The organism is Gordonia shandongensis DSM 45094 (genome assembly GCF_000423025.1).
GTDB classification, from domain to species: domain Bacteria; phylum Actinomycetota; class Actinomycetes; order Mycobacteriales; family Mycobacteriaceae; genus Gordonia; species Gordonia shandongensis.
In genome coordinates this window covers 211564-227449 of sequence record NZ_AUHE01000002.1, presented here as the reverse complement: position 1 = coordinate 227449, position 15886 = coordinate 211564, and the positions used below count along the sequence as shown (strand labels likewise).

Annotated in this window: 11 protein-coding genes; 2 read left to right on the top strand and 9 right to left on the bottom strand. The window is 69.0% G+C overall.

What is annotated here, in order from left to right:
• Positions 1 to 13: 13 nt before the first annotated feature.
• The 6 genes from G528_RS18865 to aspS all read right to left on the bottom strand — a co-directional run bounded on the left by G528_RS18865 (position 14) and on the right by aspS (position 9455).
• Positions 14 to 1831, bottom strand: a complete 1818-nt coding sequence (locus G528_RS18865) for an endolytic transglycosylase MltG (RefSeq protein WP_051198307.1) — start codon at positions 1829 to 1831, stop codon at positions 14 to 16.
• Positions 1832 to 1929: 98 nt separating this feature from the next.
• The gene (ruvX, locus tag G528_RS0103890) at positions 1930 to 2358 is read right to left on the bottom strand and encodes a Holliday junction resolvase RuvX (protein ID WP_026917830.1); all 429 of its coding nucleotides are present in this window, start codon (positions 2356 to 2358) and stop codon (positions 1930 to 1932) included.
• Positions 2355 to 5039 carry an alanine--tRNA ligase gene (alaS, locus tag G528_RS0103885; RefSeq protein ID WP_026917829.1) on the bottom strand — a complete coding sequence of 895 codons (2685 nt, stop codon included), beginning with the start codon at positions 5037 to 5039 and terminating at the stop codon, positions 2355 to 2357. Before alaS ends, ruvX begins: the two co-directional genes overlap by 4 nt.
• 92 nt (positions 5040 to 5131) lie before the next feature.
• Positions 5132 to 6514, bottom strand: a complete 1383-nt coding sequence (locus G528_RS0103880; RefSeq protein WP_026917828.1) for a replication-associated recombination protein A — start codon at positions 6512 to 6514, stop codon at positions 5132 to 5134.
• 3 nt (positions 6515 to 6517) lie between these two features.
• The gene (locus G528_RS0103875) at positions 6518 to 7663 is read right to left on the bottom strand and encodes a hypothetical protein (RefSeq protein ID WP_026917827.1); all 1146 of its coding nucleotides are present in this window, start codon (positions 7661 to 7663) and stop codon (positions 6518 to 6520) included.
• A gap of 7 nt (positions 7664 to 7670) precedes the next feature.
• Positions 7671 to 9455 (bottom strand): aspartate--tRNA ligase, encoded by a 1785-nt coding sequence (gene aspS, locus G528_RS0103870; RefSeq protein ID WP_026917826.1) that lies wholly within the window; start codon positions 9453 to 9455, stop codon positions 7671 to 7673.
• A 151-nt stretch (positions 9456 to 9606) separates the two neighbouring features.
• Here aspS and ypfJ point away from each other — a divergent pair, with 151 nt between their 5' ends.
• Positions 9607 to 10449, top strand: a complete 843-nt coding sequence (gene ypfJ, locus G528_RS0103865) for a KPN_02809 family neutral zinc metallopeptidase (protein ID WP_026917825.1) — start codon at positions 9607 to 9609, stop codon at positions 10447 to 10449.
• Between the two features lie 13 nt (positions 10450 to 10462).
• Here the strand turns inward: ypfJ and hisS are convergent, their stop codons facing one another.
• Together hisS and G528_RS0103855 are read right to left on the bottom strand one after the other, a co-directional pair.
• A complete protein-coding gene (gene hisS, locus G528_RS0103860; RefSeq protein ID WP_026917824.1) occupies positions 10463 to 11731 on the bottom strand; it encodes a histidine--tRNA ligase in 1269 nt (422 codons plus the stop codon).
• Positions 11728 to 12411: an MBL fold metallo-hydrolase gene (locus tag G528_RS0103855; RefSeq protein ID WP_026917823.1), complete on the bottom strand. Its 684-nt coding sequence runs from the start codon at positions 12409 to 12411 to the stop codon at positions 11728 to 11730. Before G528_RS0103855 ends, hisS begins: the two co-directional genes overlap by 4 nt.
• A gap of 150 nt (positions 12412 to 12561) precedes the next feature.
• Here G528_RS0103855 and G528_RS0103850 point away from each other — a divergent pair, with 150 nt between their 5' ends.
• Entirely contained in the window at positions 12562 to 13500 is a 939-nt protein-coding gene (locus G528_RS0103850) for a peptidylprolyl isomerase (protein ID WP_026917822.1), read from the top strand.
• 77 nt (positions 13501 to 13577) lie between these two features.
• Here G528_RS0103850 and G528_RS0103845 read toward each other — a convergent pair whose 3' ends face one another.
• On the bottom strand, positions 13578 to 15875 hold the full coding sequence (locus tag G528_RS0103845; RefSeq protein ID WP_026917821.1) for a RelA/SpoT family protein: 2298 nt from the start codon (positions 15873 to 15875) through the stop codon (positions 13578 to 13580).
• Between the last annotated feature and the right edge of the window lie 11 nt (positions 15876 to 15886).

Here is a 15886-nt window from a genome sequence, read left to right as displayed (position 1 = left end):
TCCGGACCGGGGGTCACTCACAGCCGGTCGCAAGGAGTTTGTTCCGGCAGGCGAGCTTGCGGTTCTGCTTGTGCTTCTCGAAGGTCTTCGAGAACAGGGTCTTACCCGCCTTGTCGACGGTGACGAAGTACATCCAGTTGCCCGGCGCCGGGTGGAGCGTGGCGTCGATCGCCTTCTCCCCGACGGCGCCGATGGGGGTGACCGACAACCCCTTGTGATGGTAGGTGTTCCACGCGTTCTTGTCGGCGTACGCCTCGGTCGACAGGTCGATGTTCGCGATGGCGGCCGTGTAGTTGGCGGTGGAGTCCATCTCCAACCGCTGGTCGGCGCCGAGCCGGTTGAAGATCACCCGCGCGACCTTGGGGTAGTCGGCGTCGTCGCGAACCTCGGCTTCGACGATCGAGGCGATCGTGAGGGTCTGATAGGGGGTCATCTGGGTCTCGCCCGCCGATTCGAGCCCCCACGCGGTGTACCGCTTGGAGGACTCGGTCACGAGGTGGCGGAGCAGGGTCTTCGCGTCGTCGCGCGGATTGAGCGTCTCCCAGGCCCCCGAGGCGATGAGCCCCTCGATCCGACGGTGATCACCGTGGAGTTCGTCGAAGGCTGCGCGGGCCCAGCCGGGGACGCCGAGATCGTCGGCGGTGGCCGAGGCTGCGGTCTCCGACAGTTCCTTGGCGGTCACGCCGTAGGTCTCGTCGTCGGTTTCGACGTGGGTGGCCTGGGCGATCTCGTCGAACACCCCGGGGATCACCTGGTCGTCGGCGCCCTTCTTGGAGTCGAGCTGTCGGCCCTCCGGGATCACCATGCGTCCCACGCGGTTCTGGGCGCCCTGCATCTTCGCGACGGCGGCGGCGGCGGAGATCTCCTTGGGCAGTCGGTAGAAGCCCATGTCGACGGTCCGGTCGCCGACGGCGTTCACGAACGCCTTGCGGCTGCCGACGACACCGGCGTCGGCGAGGGTGGTGCCGATGTCGCGGATGGAGGAGTCGCTCTCGACCTCGACGAGGGCCGCGCCCTGTCCGACCGTGCTGTCGTAGTCCTTGTCGGATTCGAAGACTCCGAACGCCTTGAGCGCGAATCCGGCCAGGACCAGGACGATGACGAGCAGCAGCGCGAGGACGGCCCAGAGGACCCGCCGGTTGCGTCGCCGCGCCGGCATCGGACGTTCGACGACTCCGTCCTCGTCGTCGGCACCCGCAGAGTCCAGTACCGCAGAGTCCAGTACCGCAGAGTCCGGTACCGCAGGGTCGGGATGCGCGGGGACGGCCGTCACCGGCCGCTGCGGGCCGGTCACCTCCTCATCCCCCTCGGGCTGCGCGTGGCGGCTGTCGTCGAGGATGTCGAATCCCGCCCCGGCCGCCGGACCCGTTCCCATCGCCTCGGCGGACCCGGCGTGCGGGGGGGTTCCCGTGTGCGTGGGGGATGTCGGGTGCATGGGCGGCGCCGTCTCGGACCGCGGCACCGGAGGGGCCGAAGCAGCGGCCGACGGCGGGCTCACGGGCGCCGGTCGGCTCGCGGGGGTCGGGGGCACCGGGGAGTTCGACGGCGGCGGTCCGGGGGGTGCGGGAGGCACGGCCGGCTCGGTGAACGAGAGGCCCTGGACCTCCGAGGTCTGATACCGCACTTCGAAATACGGTGACGGCTCACCCGACGGCGGCGGCGGTGTCCGGTACTCGATGGTGGGGTCGGGCAGCGACTCGCCGACGCGGACGATCGGGATGCTCCCCGTCGTCGTCGGATCGCCGGGGGTCCGTCGACGTCGATGCCGGTTTCCCGACTGCCCTCCGCCCGTCGGCGCGTAGCGCCCGCGCGACGCAGGTGTCGGAGGCATGGTTCCCCCGGTCCCGGGCTCCCCCGAGGCGGGACGACCGGCGTCGGTCGGGTGGTCCTGTTCAGACACTAGAGATCATCCTTCTCATCGGCGAACACCTATCGGTGACCGTCAAGCCATCCTTGAAGGATAGCGACCGCGGCCGCCTGATCCACGACGGCACGCGCATCACGCGCTTTCACTCCTGACGCGCGTAACGCCGTCGTCGCGGTCACGGTCGTCAAACGTTCGTCCGAGAACTCGATCGGAACATCCGTCAGCGCAGTTGACAGCTGCTTTCCGAATCGGCGGGCCTCGGTGACCGCGGCCCCCTCTTCACCGCGCAGCGTGCGGGGAAGTCCGATCACGATGCCGACGGCCTCGTACTCCGTGACGATCGACACGATGCGGGCGACGTCGGAGCCGTCCTTCGCGCGGCGCACCGTCTCCACCGGGGTGGCCAGGATTCCGTCCGGGTCGCATACCGCGACGCCGATTCGGACGCTGCCGACGTCGATGGCGATCCGGCGACCGCGCGGCTCGATCACCGGGTGCCGATCACGTCTCGCACCCGGGACAACGCCGCGTCGATACCCGAGGCGTCCGACCCCGACCCCTGAGCGAGGTCCGGCTTTCCGCCACCCCGACCGGCGACCAGCGGAGCCACCTCGCGGACCAGGTCACCGGCCTTGAGGCCGGCGTCGCGGGCCGCCTCGGTGGTCCCGATCGCGAACGGCACCTTGTCCCCGGCCGTCGAGAAGAGCGCGACCACCGCGTTGCGGTCGGCGACCCGACCGCGCAGGTCGGCGACCAGGCCCCGCAGGCCGTTGGCGTCGACGCCGTCACCGACACGGCCGGCGACCACGAGAGTGTCACCGGCACTCACCGCGGAGTCGATGAGTCCGGCCACGTCGGCCCTCGCCTGTTCGGCGCGCAGCGCCTCGACGGTCTTCTCCGCCTCCTTGAGTTTGAGGACCAGCTGCTCCACACGGTCGGGCACCTGGTCGGACGGCACCTTCAACGACGCCGCCAGACCGGCCATGAGCGCCCGCTCGCGTGAGAGGTACCGGAAGGAGTCCATTCCCACATAGGCCTCGACGCGACGAGTTCCCGACCCGACCGACGACTCCCCGATCACGGTGATCGGTCCGATCTGCGCGGAGCTTCCCACATGGGTCCCGCCGCACAGCTCCATCGAGAACGGGCCGCCGATCTCGACGACGCGCACACGATCCCCGTAGTTCTCGCCGAAGAGCGCCATCGCGCCCATCGCCTTCGCCTTCGCCAGATCCGTCTCGAAGGTGTTGACCGCGTAATCGGCCTCGACGGCGCCGTTGGCGATCTGCTCGATCTCCTCGCGCTGGGACTCCGTGAGTCCGGCGCCGGCATGGAAGTCGAACCGCAGGTACCCGGGACGGTTGAGGGACCCCGCCTGCGTCGCGGTCGGACCGAGCACCTGGCGGAGCGCAGCGTGCACCAGATGGGTGCCCGAATGCCCCTGGGTGGCGCCGTGACGCCAGCCGGCGTCGACCGACGCCAGCACCTCGTCGCCTTCGACGATCTCGCCGGCGTCGACGACCACCCTGTGGAGCCAGAGCTTCTTACCGACCTTCTGCACGTCCTTGACCGCGAGCCGCACGCCGTCGCCGGTGGTGATGCTCCCCTGGTCGGCCATCTGGCCGCCGGACTCCGCGTACAGCGGGCTCCGGTCGAGGATCACCTCGAGTTCTGTTCCCGGCGACGCCGACCGGACGCGCTCACCGGCGGATACGAGTCCCAGCACCCGTGCCTCCGAGACCAGTTCGTCGAATCCGGTGAACACCGTCGGCCCGCGGTCCAGGAACTCGCGGTACACCGAATGGTCCGCGTGCGACGACTTGCGAGCGTTCGCATCGTCCTTCGCCCGCCGGCGCTGCTGCGCCATGAGCTCGGAGAAGCCGTCGCGGTCGACCTCGAGGCCGGCCTCGGCCGCCATCTCCAGGGTCAGGTCGATCGGGAAGCCGTAGGTGTCGTGGAGGGCGAAGGCGTCCGATCCGCTGATCGCGGCGCGTCCCGCCGAGCGGGTCGCCTCGGCCGCCTCCGAGAAGAGCCGAGACCCCGCCGCCAACGTCCGTCCGAACGTGTTCTCCTCGGCCGCGGCCACCGACACGATGTGCTCCCGCTGCTCTTCGAGCTCCGGGTACGAGGGCGCCATCAGATCGATGACGGCGGTGATGATGCGTTCCATCGACGGCGCGGTCGAGTCCCGGTCACCGTGCGCGCTCAGCAGACGCATCGAGCGGATCACGCGGCGCAGGAGTCGCCGCAGGACGTAACCGCGACCGTCGTTGGACGGAACCACGCCGTCGCCGATGAGCATGGCCGCCGTCCGCGCGTGGTCGGCGACCACCCGGAACCGGACGTCGTCGTCCTGGTCGCCGGCGCCGTAGCGGCGACCGGTGATCTCGCTGGCCAGATCGATGATCGGCTTGCACAGGTCGGTCTCGTAGACGTTGTCGACACCCTGGAGCAGGCATGCGACGCGTTCCACGCCCATACCGGTGTCGATGTTCTTCTTCGGGAGCGGTCCGAGGATCTCGTAGTCGTCCTTCGTCAGTCCCTCACCGCGCTCGTTCTCCATGAACACGAGATTCCAGATCTCGATGTAGCGGTCCTCGTCGGCCTCCGGTCCGCCCTCGACGCCGTAGTCCGGCCCCCGGTCGTAGAAGATCTCCGAACACGGTCCGCAGGGTCCCGGAACACCCATCGACCAGTAGTTGTCCTTCTTCCCGCGACGCTGGATCCGCTCGGCGGGCACACCGATCTCCTCCCGCCAGATGGCCTCGGCCTCGTCGTCGTCGACGTACACCGTCGGCCACAGCCGATCCGGGTCGATGCCGTAGCCGCCCTCGGCGACCGGACCGGTGAGCAGCGACCACGCCAGTGAGATCGCCTCGCGTTTGAAGTAGTCGCCGAACGAGAAGTTGCCCGCCATCTGGAAGAACGTGTTGTGGCGGGTGGTGATGCCGACCTCGTCGATGTCGAGGGTCCGCACGCACTTCTGGACGCTCGTCGCCCGGTCGTACGGCGGCGTCTGATCGCCGAGGAAGTACGGCTTGAACGGGACCATCCCGGCGTTGACGAACAGGAGATTCGGATCGTCCAGAATCAGCGAGGCACTGGGCACCTCGGTGTGCCCGGCCCGGATGAAATGGTCCAGGAAGCGCTTCCGGATGTCATGCGTCTGCACTGCGGCGATGTCCCTGTCTTCGAAGTGGTCGGTTCATTGATGCTCGCCCGCTCACCGGAAGGGGTCCTCGGCGAGCAGTCGTCACGGCGAGTTTACGCGCGACGCGAGCGCGTCCGGGCGGCGAGTCCTCGGACGATCGACCGCAGCCGGCCGACACGCGGACCGATCTCCCGCTCGTACCCGTGATCGGTCGGCGCGTAATAGTCCACACCGACGAGTTCGTCGGGCGGATACTGCTGCGCGAGCACTCCGTCGGGGTCGTCGTGAGGGAATCGATACCCGACCCCGTGCCCCATCTTGGCGGCGCCGGCGTAGTGGCCGTCGCGCAGGGCCGGGGGCACCGCACCGGCGCGTCCCGCCGAGACGTCGGCCATCGCGGCGCCGATCGCCGAGATGACCGCCCCCGACTTCGGCGCCGTCGCCAGGTGGATGGTGGCCTGTGCCAGCGCCAGTCGCGCTTCCGGCATGCCGACGAGGGCGACGACCTGCGCGGCGGCGACCGCCGACTGGAGCGCCGTCGGATCGGCCATCCCCACGTCCTCGCTCGCGTGGATCATCAGGCGCCGGGCGATGAACCGCGGATCCTCCCCCGCGACGATCATCCGCGCCAGATAATGCAGGGCGGCGTCCACATCGGAGCCGCGGATCGATTTGATGAACGCGCTGATCACGTCGTAGTGCTGGTCACCGTCGCGGTCGTAGCGCACGGCGGCCCGATCGATCGCCGCCTCGACGTCCTCGACGTCGACGGTGTCCCCGTCGTCGGCCGCGTCCGCGCTGGCCTCCAGCGCGGTCAGCGCACGACGGGCGTCGCCGCCGGACACCGCGACCAGGTGATCGAGCGCCTCCGGTGTGAGGCTCACCGCCCCATCCAGTCCGCGGGGATCCTCGACGGCCCGGGTGAGGACCTCGCGGACGTCGGCGTCCGACAGCGAGCGAAGTTGCAGCACCAGCGACCGGGACAGCAGCGGAGCGACGACCGAGAACGACGGATTCTCGGTCGTCGCGGCGACGAGAAGCACGACGCGGTTCTCCACGGCGTCGAGCAGGGCGTCCTGCTGAGTCTTGGAGAAGCGGTGGACCTCGTCGATGAACAGGACGGTCTGCTGACCGTGCGCCAGCCGTCGACGCGCTCCGTCGATGACCGCCCGAACCTCTTTGACACCCGAGGAGAGTGCCGAGAGCGCCTCGAAACGTCCGCCCGTCGCCTGGCTGATCATCGAGGCCATCGTCGTCTTCCCGGTGCCGGGCGGACCGTAGAGCAGGACCGATGCGGCTCCCGATCCGCCGATCAACCGTCGTAGCGGCGACCGCGGACCGAGGAGGTGGTCTTGGCCGACGATCTCGTCGAGGGATCTCGGACGCATCCGCACCGCCAGCGGCGGCGCGGGGCGGGTGTCGGGCCCGTGGGTGTCGGATCCGTGGCTGTCGGATCCGTCGTCATCGGGTGTGTCCGCGAACAAGTCTCCCGTCACGACTCACCCGAACCAGAAGACCCGCAGTGCCTCCCGCACGCGGTCGGCGCAGTCGACGAAGCCGTCGGCGGCGCCCACGGATTCGCCGGCGTCGGCGAGGTCGGCCCACCGCGACAGCAGGACTCGGGCGTCGGTCGTGTGCAGCGCCCAGTCGTGACCGGTGGCGTCGCCGCGAATCATCCAGTACGTGGACAGCCACACCCACAGCGTCCGGGCCTTGAGGATGCGGTTCTCGAGGCCGCGGTCGGTCATCGACGGCCACAGCGGCTTCACCTCGGCACGCCACGCATCCGACAGTGCGGTCTCCAACTCCGGTCGATGCCCGACGACATCGACCGACAGTCGTGCCGGGAACGTGGCCTGCGCGTAGGCGACGTCGAGCGTGGCGTCGCGGAACTCACCCCACTCGTAGTCCATGAACTTGATGCCGTCACCGTTGAGGAGGATGTTCTCCGGTCCGACGTCCGCCGGGCTGAAGGCCCGGAAGTCGCCGTCGTCGAAGAGCGCCAGCCCCTCGCCGAGCAGGTCCCTGGCATCGGTCGGCAGGTCGACGCCGAGTTGCCTGGTGACGTCGTCGAACGCCGCGAACGCCGCGGCGGCCTCGTCTCGGACGCCGCCGCCCGCGGCGACGGCCTTGCGGACCGATCCCTTCACGCTCTTGCCGCTGATCCGCAGCAGCGTGGCGAAGTCCTCGTCGCCGCCGAGTGTCGCGGCGTGCATGCGTCCCAGCGCCTGTCCCCAGGCGCTGACCCCGCGCTCCACGTCGTCGGGGTCGTCGGAGCCGAGCACCTCGACCATCGACCGCCCGTTCCCCAGGTCGGTGAGGACCAGGACGCGTGCGTCGAGGTCGGATGCCAACAGCTGGGGACCCGGACGCGACTGTGTCGGCAGGGCCGTCGCGTACCGGTACGAGGCGATCTCGCGGAGGACCTGAGCGGCGGGCGTCTCCTCGTCGAACGCCTTGACCACGACGGTCCGGTCGAGGGAGACGGGATTGTCGATGACTCGGGCACGGAGCACCGCGGTGCGCCCCGAGCCGCCGAGGTCCTCCGGGTCGTCGAGGTGGACCGCCGTCCCGGCCCGCTTCGCGAGCACGCCGGCGGCGACGTCGAGTACTGACGTGATCCTGTCGTCAGCGAGTACGGTCATGGCTTCCTCAGGCGTCGGACGCCTTCTCCTGTGTCGCGGGGCGCGCGTCGATCCCCGACTCCTTGCGCTGCTGCGGCGTGATCGGCGCCGGTGCATCCGTCAGCGGATCGACACCCCCGCCGGACTTCGGGAACGCGATCACCTCGCGGATCGAGGGCTCCCCGGCCAACAGCGATGTGATCCGGTCCCAGCCGAAGGCGATGCCGCCGTGCGGCGGCGCTCCGTAGGCGAAGGCGTCGAGCAGGAAGCCGAACTTCTCCCGGGCCTCGTCCTCGCCGATCCCCATGATCGCGAAGACGCGTTCCTGCACGTCGCGACGGTGGATACGGATGGATCCGCCACCGATCTCGTTTCCGTTGCACACGATGTCGTAGGCGTAGGCGACCGCCGCTCCCGGGTCTGCCTCGAGGGCGTCGAGGCATTCCGGTTTCGGCGAGGTGAAGGCGTGGTGCACCGCGGTCCAGGCGCCGGAGCCCACGGCGACGTCGCCGGCGGCCGTCGCGTCGTCGGCGGGTTCGAACATCGGGGCGTCCACGACCCAGGTGAACGCCCAGGCGTCGTCGGCGATGAGCCCGAGTTTGGCGGCGATCTCATCGCGTGCCGCACCGAGCAGTGCCCGCATCGGCTTGGTCGCCCCGGCCGCGAAGAAGATGCAGTCGCCCGGCTCGGCGCCGACGTGCGCCGCGATGCCCTCGCGTTCGGCTTCGGAGATGTTCTTCGAGACCGGTCCGGTCAACGTGCCGTCCTCCTGGACGAGGACGTACGCCAGTCCCTTGGCGCCCCGCTGCTTGGCCCACTCCTGCCAGGCGTCGAGCTGTCGGCGCGGCTGTGACGCGCCGCCCGCCATGACGACGGCGCCGACGTACGGGGCCTTGAACACGCGGAACGGGGTGTCGGCGAAGAACTCCGTGCACTCGACCAGTTCGATGTCGAAGCGCAGGTCGGGTTTGTCACTGCCGTACCGGCGCATCGCATCGGCATAGGTGATGCGCGGGATCGGCGTGTTGATCTCGACGCCGATCAGCTTCCACAGCGCCGCGAGGATCTCCTCGGCGAGGGCGATCACGTCGTCCTCGTCGACGAAGCTCATCTCGACGTCGAGCTGGGTGAACTCGGGCTGACGGTCGGCGCGGAAGTCCTCGTCGCGGTAGCAGCGTGCGATCTGGTAGTACCGCTCCATCCCCGCCACCATCAGGAGCTGCTTGAACAGCTGCGGGCTCTGCGGCAGGGCGTAGAAGCTGCCCGGCTGCAGGCGGGCGGGAACCAGGAAGTCGCGTGCCCCCTCCGGGGTCGATCGGGTCAGCGTCGGGGTCTCGACCTCCACGAAGTCGTGGCTCGCGAGGACGGTGCGGGCGGCCGCGTTCACCTCCGAGCGCAGGCGCATGGCCCGCGCGGGCCCCTCGCGCCGCAGGTCGAGGTATCGGTGTCGCAGCCGGGCCTCCTCGCCCGGCTGCTCGTCGAGTTGGAAGGGCAGCGGGGCCGACTCGTTGAGAACGACCAGTTCGGTGGCGTTGATCTCGATCGCGCCCGAGGCGAGCGCACTGTTCTCGCTGCCCTCCGGGCGGATCTCGACCTCGCCGGTCACCTGGATGCAGAACTCTGCGCGCAGTCGGTGCGCGGCCTCCGCGACCGCCTCGTCCCGGAACACGACCTGCACCAGTCCGGACGAGTCGCGAAGGTCGATGAAGACCACTCCGCCGTGGTCGCGCCGCCGCGCCACCCATCCGGCGACGGTCACGGTCTGCGATGCGTCCTGTCGACGCAACGATCCGGCGAGATGAGTGCGGAGCACGTGCTTCCTTCCTTCTGCGCAGCACGAATGCCGGGGAGAGGCCCGAGAGAGTCGACAGTGTGCCGTCAGTGTGCGATCTTCGTGCGCCCGATTCTACGGATCGCCGCGGACACCGCGACAGTCGCGTCGCATTCGCGGCTAATGTTGGCCCATGACCTTCCAAGGCAGTGGGCCGCTCGGCGGCGGAAACGTCTCGGCCGGCGGCGGTGGCGGCGGTCGGATGGCGCTCGGCGGCGGCGTCGGGCTCATCGTGACCATCGTCGCGCTGCTCTTCGGGGTCAACCCGGGTCAGATCATGGGCGGCGACCCCGGCTCGGCCCCGACGGGCGCCTCCGACCAGGCCCTCAGTGAACACATCGCGAACTGCACGATCGAGCAGGCCAACTCCGACGACGTCTGCCGAATCGTCGCCACCACCGTCAGCCTCGATCGTGTGTGGGGATCGCTGATGTCGGGATACACGCGGCCGGCCACGAAGATCTTCAGCGGATCGATCGCCACCGCATGCGGTGCGGGCACCTCCGCGATGGGGCCCTTCTACTGTCCCGGCGACAAGACCGCCTACTTCGATCCCGCGTTCTTCGCTCAGCTCAAGCAGATGGGCGGCTCGGACGGCCCCCTCGCCCAGGAGTACGTGGTCGCCCACGAGTACGGCCACCACGTCGAGAACCTCACGGGGGTTCTCGCCAAGGGGCAGCGCATGGGCAACGACGGATCGGTCCGCATCGAGTTGCAGGCCGACTGCCTGGCCGGCGTCTGGATGTCGAAGGCCGACGAGGGGCCCGACGCGATGCTCGAGCCGATCACCGACGAGCAGATCCAGACGGTCATCGCCTCCGCCAAGGCGATCGGAGACGACACGATCACCGGATCGTCCGCGAACCCGGAGAGTTGGACTCACGGCTCGGCGGCGCAGCGCGTCCGCTGGGTGACGACGGGGTACTCCACCGGCGATCCGCGCCGGTGCGACACCTTCGCCACCGACGACCTGTGATCGGTCCGCGGTCCTAGTCGGCGAGCAGTTCGCGGACCGCCGCGACCGCCCCGTCGAGCGACACCCGACGCTGGTCTCCCGACGTCAGGTCCTTGACCTCGATGGTCCGTTCGTCGAGTTCGCGGTCCCCGAGCACGAGGGCCACCCGGGCTCCCGATCGGTCCGCCGCCTTCATCGCGCCCTTGAGCCCGCGATCCCCATACGCCAGATCGACGCTCACGCCCGCGGCCCGGAGGTCCGCGGCCATCGCGACGAGCTCCGACTTGGCGGCGCCGCCCATCGGGACGCCGTACACGTCGACGCGACCGCGTCCGGCCACCGACGCGCCCTCGGCCTCGAGTGCGAGAACGGTCCGGTCGACGCCGATCCCGAAGCCGATCCCGGACAGATCCTGTCTGCCGCCGACCTGCTTCATCAGTCCGTCGTAGCGACCGCCGCCGCCGATCCCCGACTGTGCGCCGAGGCCGTCGTGCACGAATTCGAAGGTGGTCTTCGTGTAGTAGTCCAGCCCGCGCACCAGACGAGGGTTGAGGACGTATTCGACACCGAGCCGGTCGAGATGCGCGCGGACCGCGTCGAAGTGATCGCGGGCCGAATCGCTGAGATGATCGATCATCAAGGGCGCATCGGCGGTGGCCTCGCGGATCTCGGGGCGCTTGTCGTCGAGCACCCGCAGCGGGTTGATCGCTGCCCGGTCGCGCGTCGCCTCGTCCAGATCGAGCCCGAACAGGAAGGCCTGCAACGCCTCCCGGTATCGGGGGCGGCAGGTGTCGTCGCCCAGGGACGTCAGCTCGAGGCGGTAGCCGCTCAGTCCGAGTCGCCGATACCCCTCGTCCGCGACGGCGATCACCTCGGCGTCCAGCGCCGGATCGTCGACGCCGATCGCCTCGATCCCGACCTGCTGGAGCTGCCGGTAGCGGCCGGCCTGGGGCCGCTCGTAGCGGAAGAACGGGCCGGAGTAACAGAGCTTCACCGGAAGCTGCCCCCGATCCAGTCCGTGCTGGATCACGGCGCGCATCACGCCTGCCGTTCCCTCGGGACGCAGGGTCACGGTGCGTCCACCGCGATCGGCGAAGGTGTACATCTCCTTGCTCACCACGTCGGTCGACTCCCCGACCCCGCGGGCGAACAGGGCCGTGTCCTCGAAGATCGGCAGTTCGATGTGGCCGTACCCGGCGCGGTGCGCGGCTTCCGTCAGCGCTTCGCGCACCGCCAGGAAGTCGGCCGAAGCCGGTGGGTAGTAGTCCGGAATGCCTTTCGGCGCGGCGAATTCTCCGCTCACAGTCCGAAACGTCCTTTCTTCGTCGCATCGGGAACCTCGGTGAGGAACGGATTGCTCGTCCGCTCGGCGCCGATCGTGGTCTGCGGGCCGTGACCGGGCAGGATCACCACGTCGTCGTCGCGGACCAGAAGGGTCGTCGCGATCGACTCCAGCAGCTGTCGGTGGTCTCCGCCGGGGAGGTCCGTCCGACCGATCGACCCGTTGAAGAGTACGTCGCCGGAGAAGCAGACCTCCCCCGCACCGGGGGTCAGCAGGACGCTTCCGCGTGAATGCCCCGGCGCATGGGCGACCTGCCAGCGGAAACCGGCGGCCTCGACGTCCTCGCCGTCGACGAACTCCACGACCTTCTCCGGCTCGGTGAACGTCTGCTCCCCGATCATCGCCGACAGCGCACTGCCGATGCCCATCCCCGGATCGGTGAGCATCGGACGGTCGTCCGCGTGGATGTGGACCGGGATCGAGTATTCGTCGGCCAGCTCCGTGGAATTCCACGTGTGGTCGAGGTGCCCGTGGGTCAGAAAGATCGCGACCGGGGTCAGGTCGTGTTCGGCGAGGGCGGTGCGCACGGTCGGCGCCGCGTCTTGCCCCGGGTCGATGATGACGGCCTCGCTCCCCCGCTCCTGGGCGACCAGATAGCAGTTCGTCTGGAACATCCCGGCAGGAAATCCGGCGATCAGCATGGTGGGGTTCCTCCTCGGCACTCTCCGGCTCACCGCCGGACGACACGTGCCGACCATTGTCTCATCGACCTCCCAGTCCCCTGCGATAGCATGGGGCCCGCTGTACGCACCGATCCATGCTTCACACGCCGCACAGGAGGTTCCACCAGCGTGTCGACCAACGAAGAGCGTCGCGAAGCCGCCCGTCGAAAGCTCGAGGAGCGGCTTGAGCGGGAACGCCAGGCCGCACGCCGACGGATGATCACGCTCATCGCGGTGTGCGGTGTCGCCGTCCTCGCCGCAGGAGCACTCGGCGGATACTTCTACTACCGCCACTGGGACAACGAGCGGCACACCGAGTGCACGTACACCGACGCCGACCGCGACTGGGACAAGATGATCGAGCTCGCCAAGCAGCAGGTCGACGCGGCTCCGCCCGAGCAGAAGGCCGAGGCGGAGAAGCAGTTGGCCTACCTGCACACCGGTGACGGGAAGGCTCGGACGGCCCCGAAGCCCGAGAGTCGGGTGTTGAACACCGGGACCGTCGACTGGACGCTCACCACCAACCGCGGCGAGATCCCGGTGACGCTGGACCGTTCGGACGCGGCCTGCAACGTCAACGCCGTGATCTCGCTGTCGTCCGACGGCTATTACGACGGCACGGTGTGCCACCGCCTGGCCCAGAGCGACCGACTGCGCGTCCTGCAGTGCGGCGATCCGACGGGGACCGGCGCGGGGAGTCCCGGATGGACCAGCCCCGACGAGCTCGACGTCCCCGAGGGGTTCGCGCCGGGCAAGAACGCCGAACAGTACGCCCAGGTCGGGATGGCCGCCCCGGTCGTCTATCCGCGCGGGACCATCGCGATCGCCAACAGCAACAACCCCGAGAGCGGCACGACCGACACCGGCAGCGCCCAGTTCTTCGTCGTGACGAAGGACACCGAGCTGCCGCCGACGCTGTCGGTCGTCGGCCACGTGGACGACGCCGGGATGAAGGTGATCGACGAGGTCGCCGGCGGCGGCATCGACCCCGGACCGATCGGAACGCCCGAGGACGGGCTGCCGAAGGAACGCCTGGAGATCAAGTCCACCTCGGTCTCCGACGACTGATCGGATCATCCCCGAGATCCGGACCGATCCGGTCCGGATCTCGGGCTCCGACCGTCGGCACGGAGCCGGCTCCGGACCTACGCCGCCGACGTGACCCGGTAGACGTCGTACACGCCCTCGACGTTGCGGACCACGTTCAGCACGTGTCCGAGGTGTTTCGGGTCGCCCATCTCGAAGGTGAACTTGCTCACCGCGACATGATCGCGATTGGTCGTGAGCGACGCCGACAGAATGTTGACGCGTTCGTCGGCGAGCACCCGCGTCACGTCCGACAGCAGCCGGTGACGGTCGAGAGCCTCGACCTGAATCGCCACCAGGAACACCGACGACGGGTTCGGTTCCCAGTTCACCGGTAGCAACCGTTCGGGTTGGGAACGCAGATCGTCGGCGTTGGTGCAGTCCGCACGATGGACGCTGACGCCGCCGCCTCGGGTGACGAAACCGATGATCTCGTCGCCGGGCACCGGTGTGCAGCATTTCGCCAATTTGATGAGCAGGTTGTCGACGCCCTCCACGACGACGCCGGAGTCGCCGGACTGTCTGCGCCGCATCGTCGGGCTCGACGGTGTCGCGCGGTTGGCGATCTCCTCCTCGGCCGCCTCGACACCGCCGAGCATCGCGACCAACCGGTGGACGACGCGGCCGGCCGGAACGTGACTCTCGCCGACCGCCGTGTAGAGGGCGTCGACGTCGGCGAACCCGAACTCCTTGGCCAGCGCCGTCATCGACTCTCCGGACACCAGCCGGTGCACCGGGAGGCCGCCGCGGCGGACCTCCTTGACGATGGCGTCCTTGCCCTGTTCGAGGGCCTCCTCACGCCGTTCCTTGGCGAACCACTGGCGGATCTTGGTCTTGGCTCGCGGCGAGACGACGAAGCTCTGCCAGTCCTTGCTCGGCCCCGCGCTCTCGGCCTTCGAGGTGAAGACCTCGACGACCTCTCCGTTCTCCAGCGCCCGTTCCAGGGCGACGAGCCGTCCGTTCACCCGTGCTCCGATGCACCGGTGGCCCACCTCGGTGTGGACGGCGTAGGCGAAGTCCACCGGTGTCGACCCGGAGGGCAGGGTGATCACATCGCCCTTGGGGGTGAAGACGAAGATCTCGCGGACGGCGAGGTCGTACCGGAGGGATTCGAGGAACTCCCCCGGATCCGCCGCCTCCCGCTGCCAGTCGAGGAGCTGGCGCATCCACGCCATGTCGTCGATCTCGGCGACGTCGGTCGGCTTGCGGCCGCGACCCTTGCGTCCCTCCTTGTACCGCCAGTGGGCGGCGATGCCGAACTCCGCGGTCCGGTGCATCTCGAAGGTACGGATCTGGATCTCCAGCGGCTTGCCCTCCGGTCCGATGACCGTGGTGTGCAGCGACTGGTAGACACCGAAGCTGGGCTGGGCGATGTAGTCCTTGAAACGGCCCGCCATCGGCTGCCACAGGGAATGCACCACACCGATCGCGGCGTAGCAGTCGCGGACCTCATCGCACAGGATCCGCATCCCCACCAGATCGTGGATGTCGTCGAAGTCCTTACCGCGGACGATCATCTTCTGATAGATCGACCAGTAGTGCTTCGGGCGTCCCTCGACGGTCGCCGTGATCTTCGCGGCCCCGAGCGCGGTGTTGAGGTCGGTCCTGACCCGCGCCAGATAGGTGTCGCGGCTGGGCGCACGATCGGCGACGAGGCGCACGATCTCCTCGTACTTCTTCGGGTGCAGGATCGCGAACGACAGGTCCTCGAGCTCCCACTTCACGGTCGCCATTCCCAAGCGGTGCGCCAGCGGAGCGATCACCTCGAGGGTCTCGCGAGCCTTGCGCGCCTGCTTCTCCGGCGGCAGGAAGCGCATGGTGCGCATGTTGTGCAGACGGTCGGCCACCTTGATCACCAGGACCCGCGGGTCCCGCGCCATCGCGATGATCATCTTGCGGATCGTCTCGGCCTCCGCCGCACTTCCCAGCGCGACCTTGTCGAGTTTCGTCACCCCGTCGACGAGGTGCGCCACCTCCGCGCCGAAGTCGGTCTCGAGCTGCTCCAACGAGTACCCGGTGTCCTCGACGGTGTCGTGCAAGAGCGCCGCGACGAGGGTCGTGGTGTCCATGCCCAGGTCGGCGAGGATCGTCGCAACGGCGAGCGGGTGCGTGATGTACGGGTCACCGGACTTGCGGAACTGGCCGGTGTGGTGCCGATCGGCGATGTCGTACGCCTGCTGCAGGACCGCGACTTCGGCCTTCGGGTAGACCTCGCGGTGCAGGCTCACCAACGGTTCGAGGACCGGGGCGACGGCACTGCGCGGCGCGGCCGTCATCCGTCGGGCCAGACGTGCGCGAACCCGTCGCGAACTCAGCGGAGAACCGTCGTCCGGACGCTTGGTATCGGGATCGCTCATACGGCGATGGT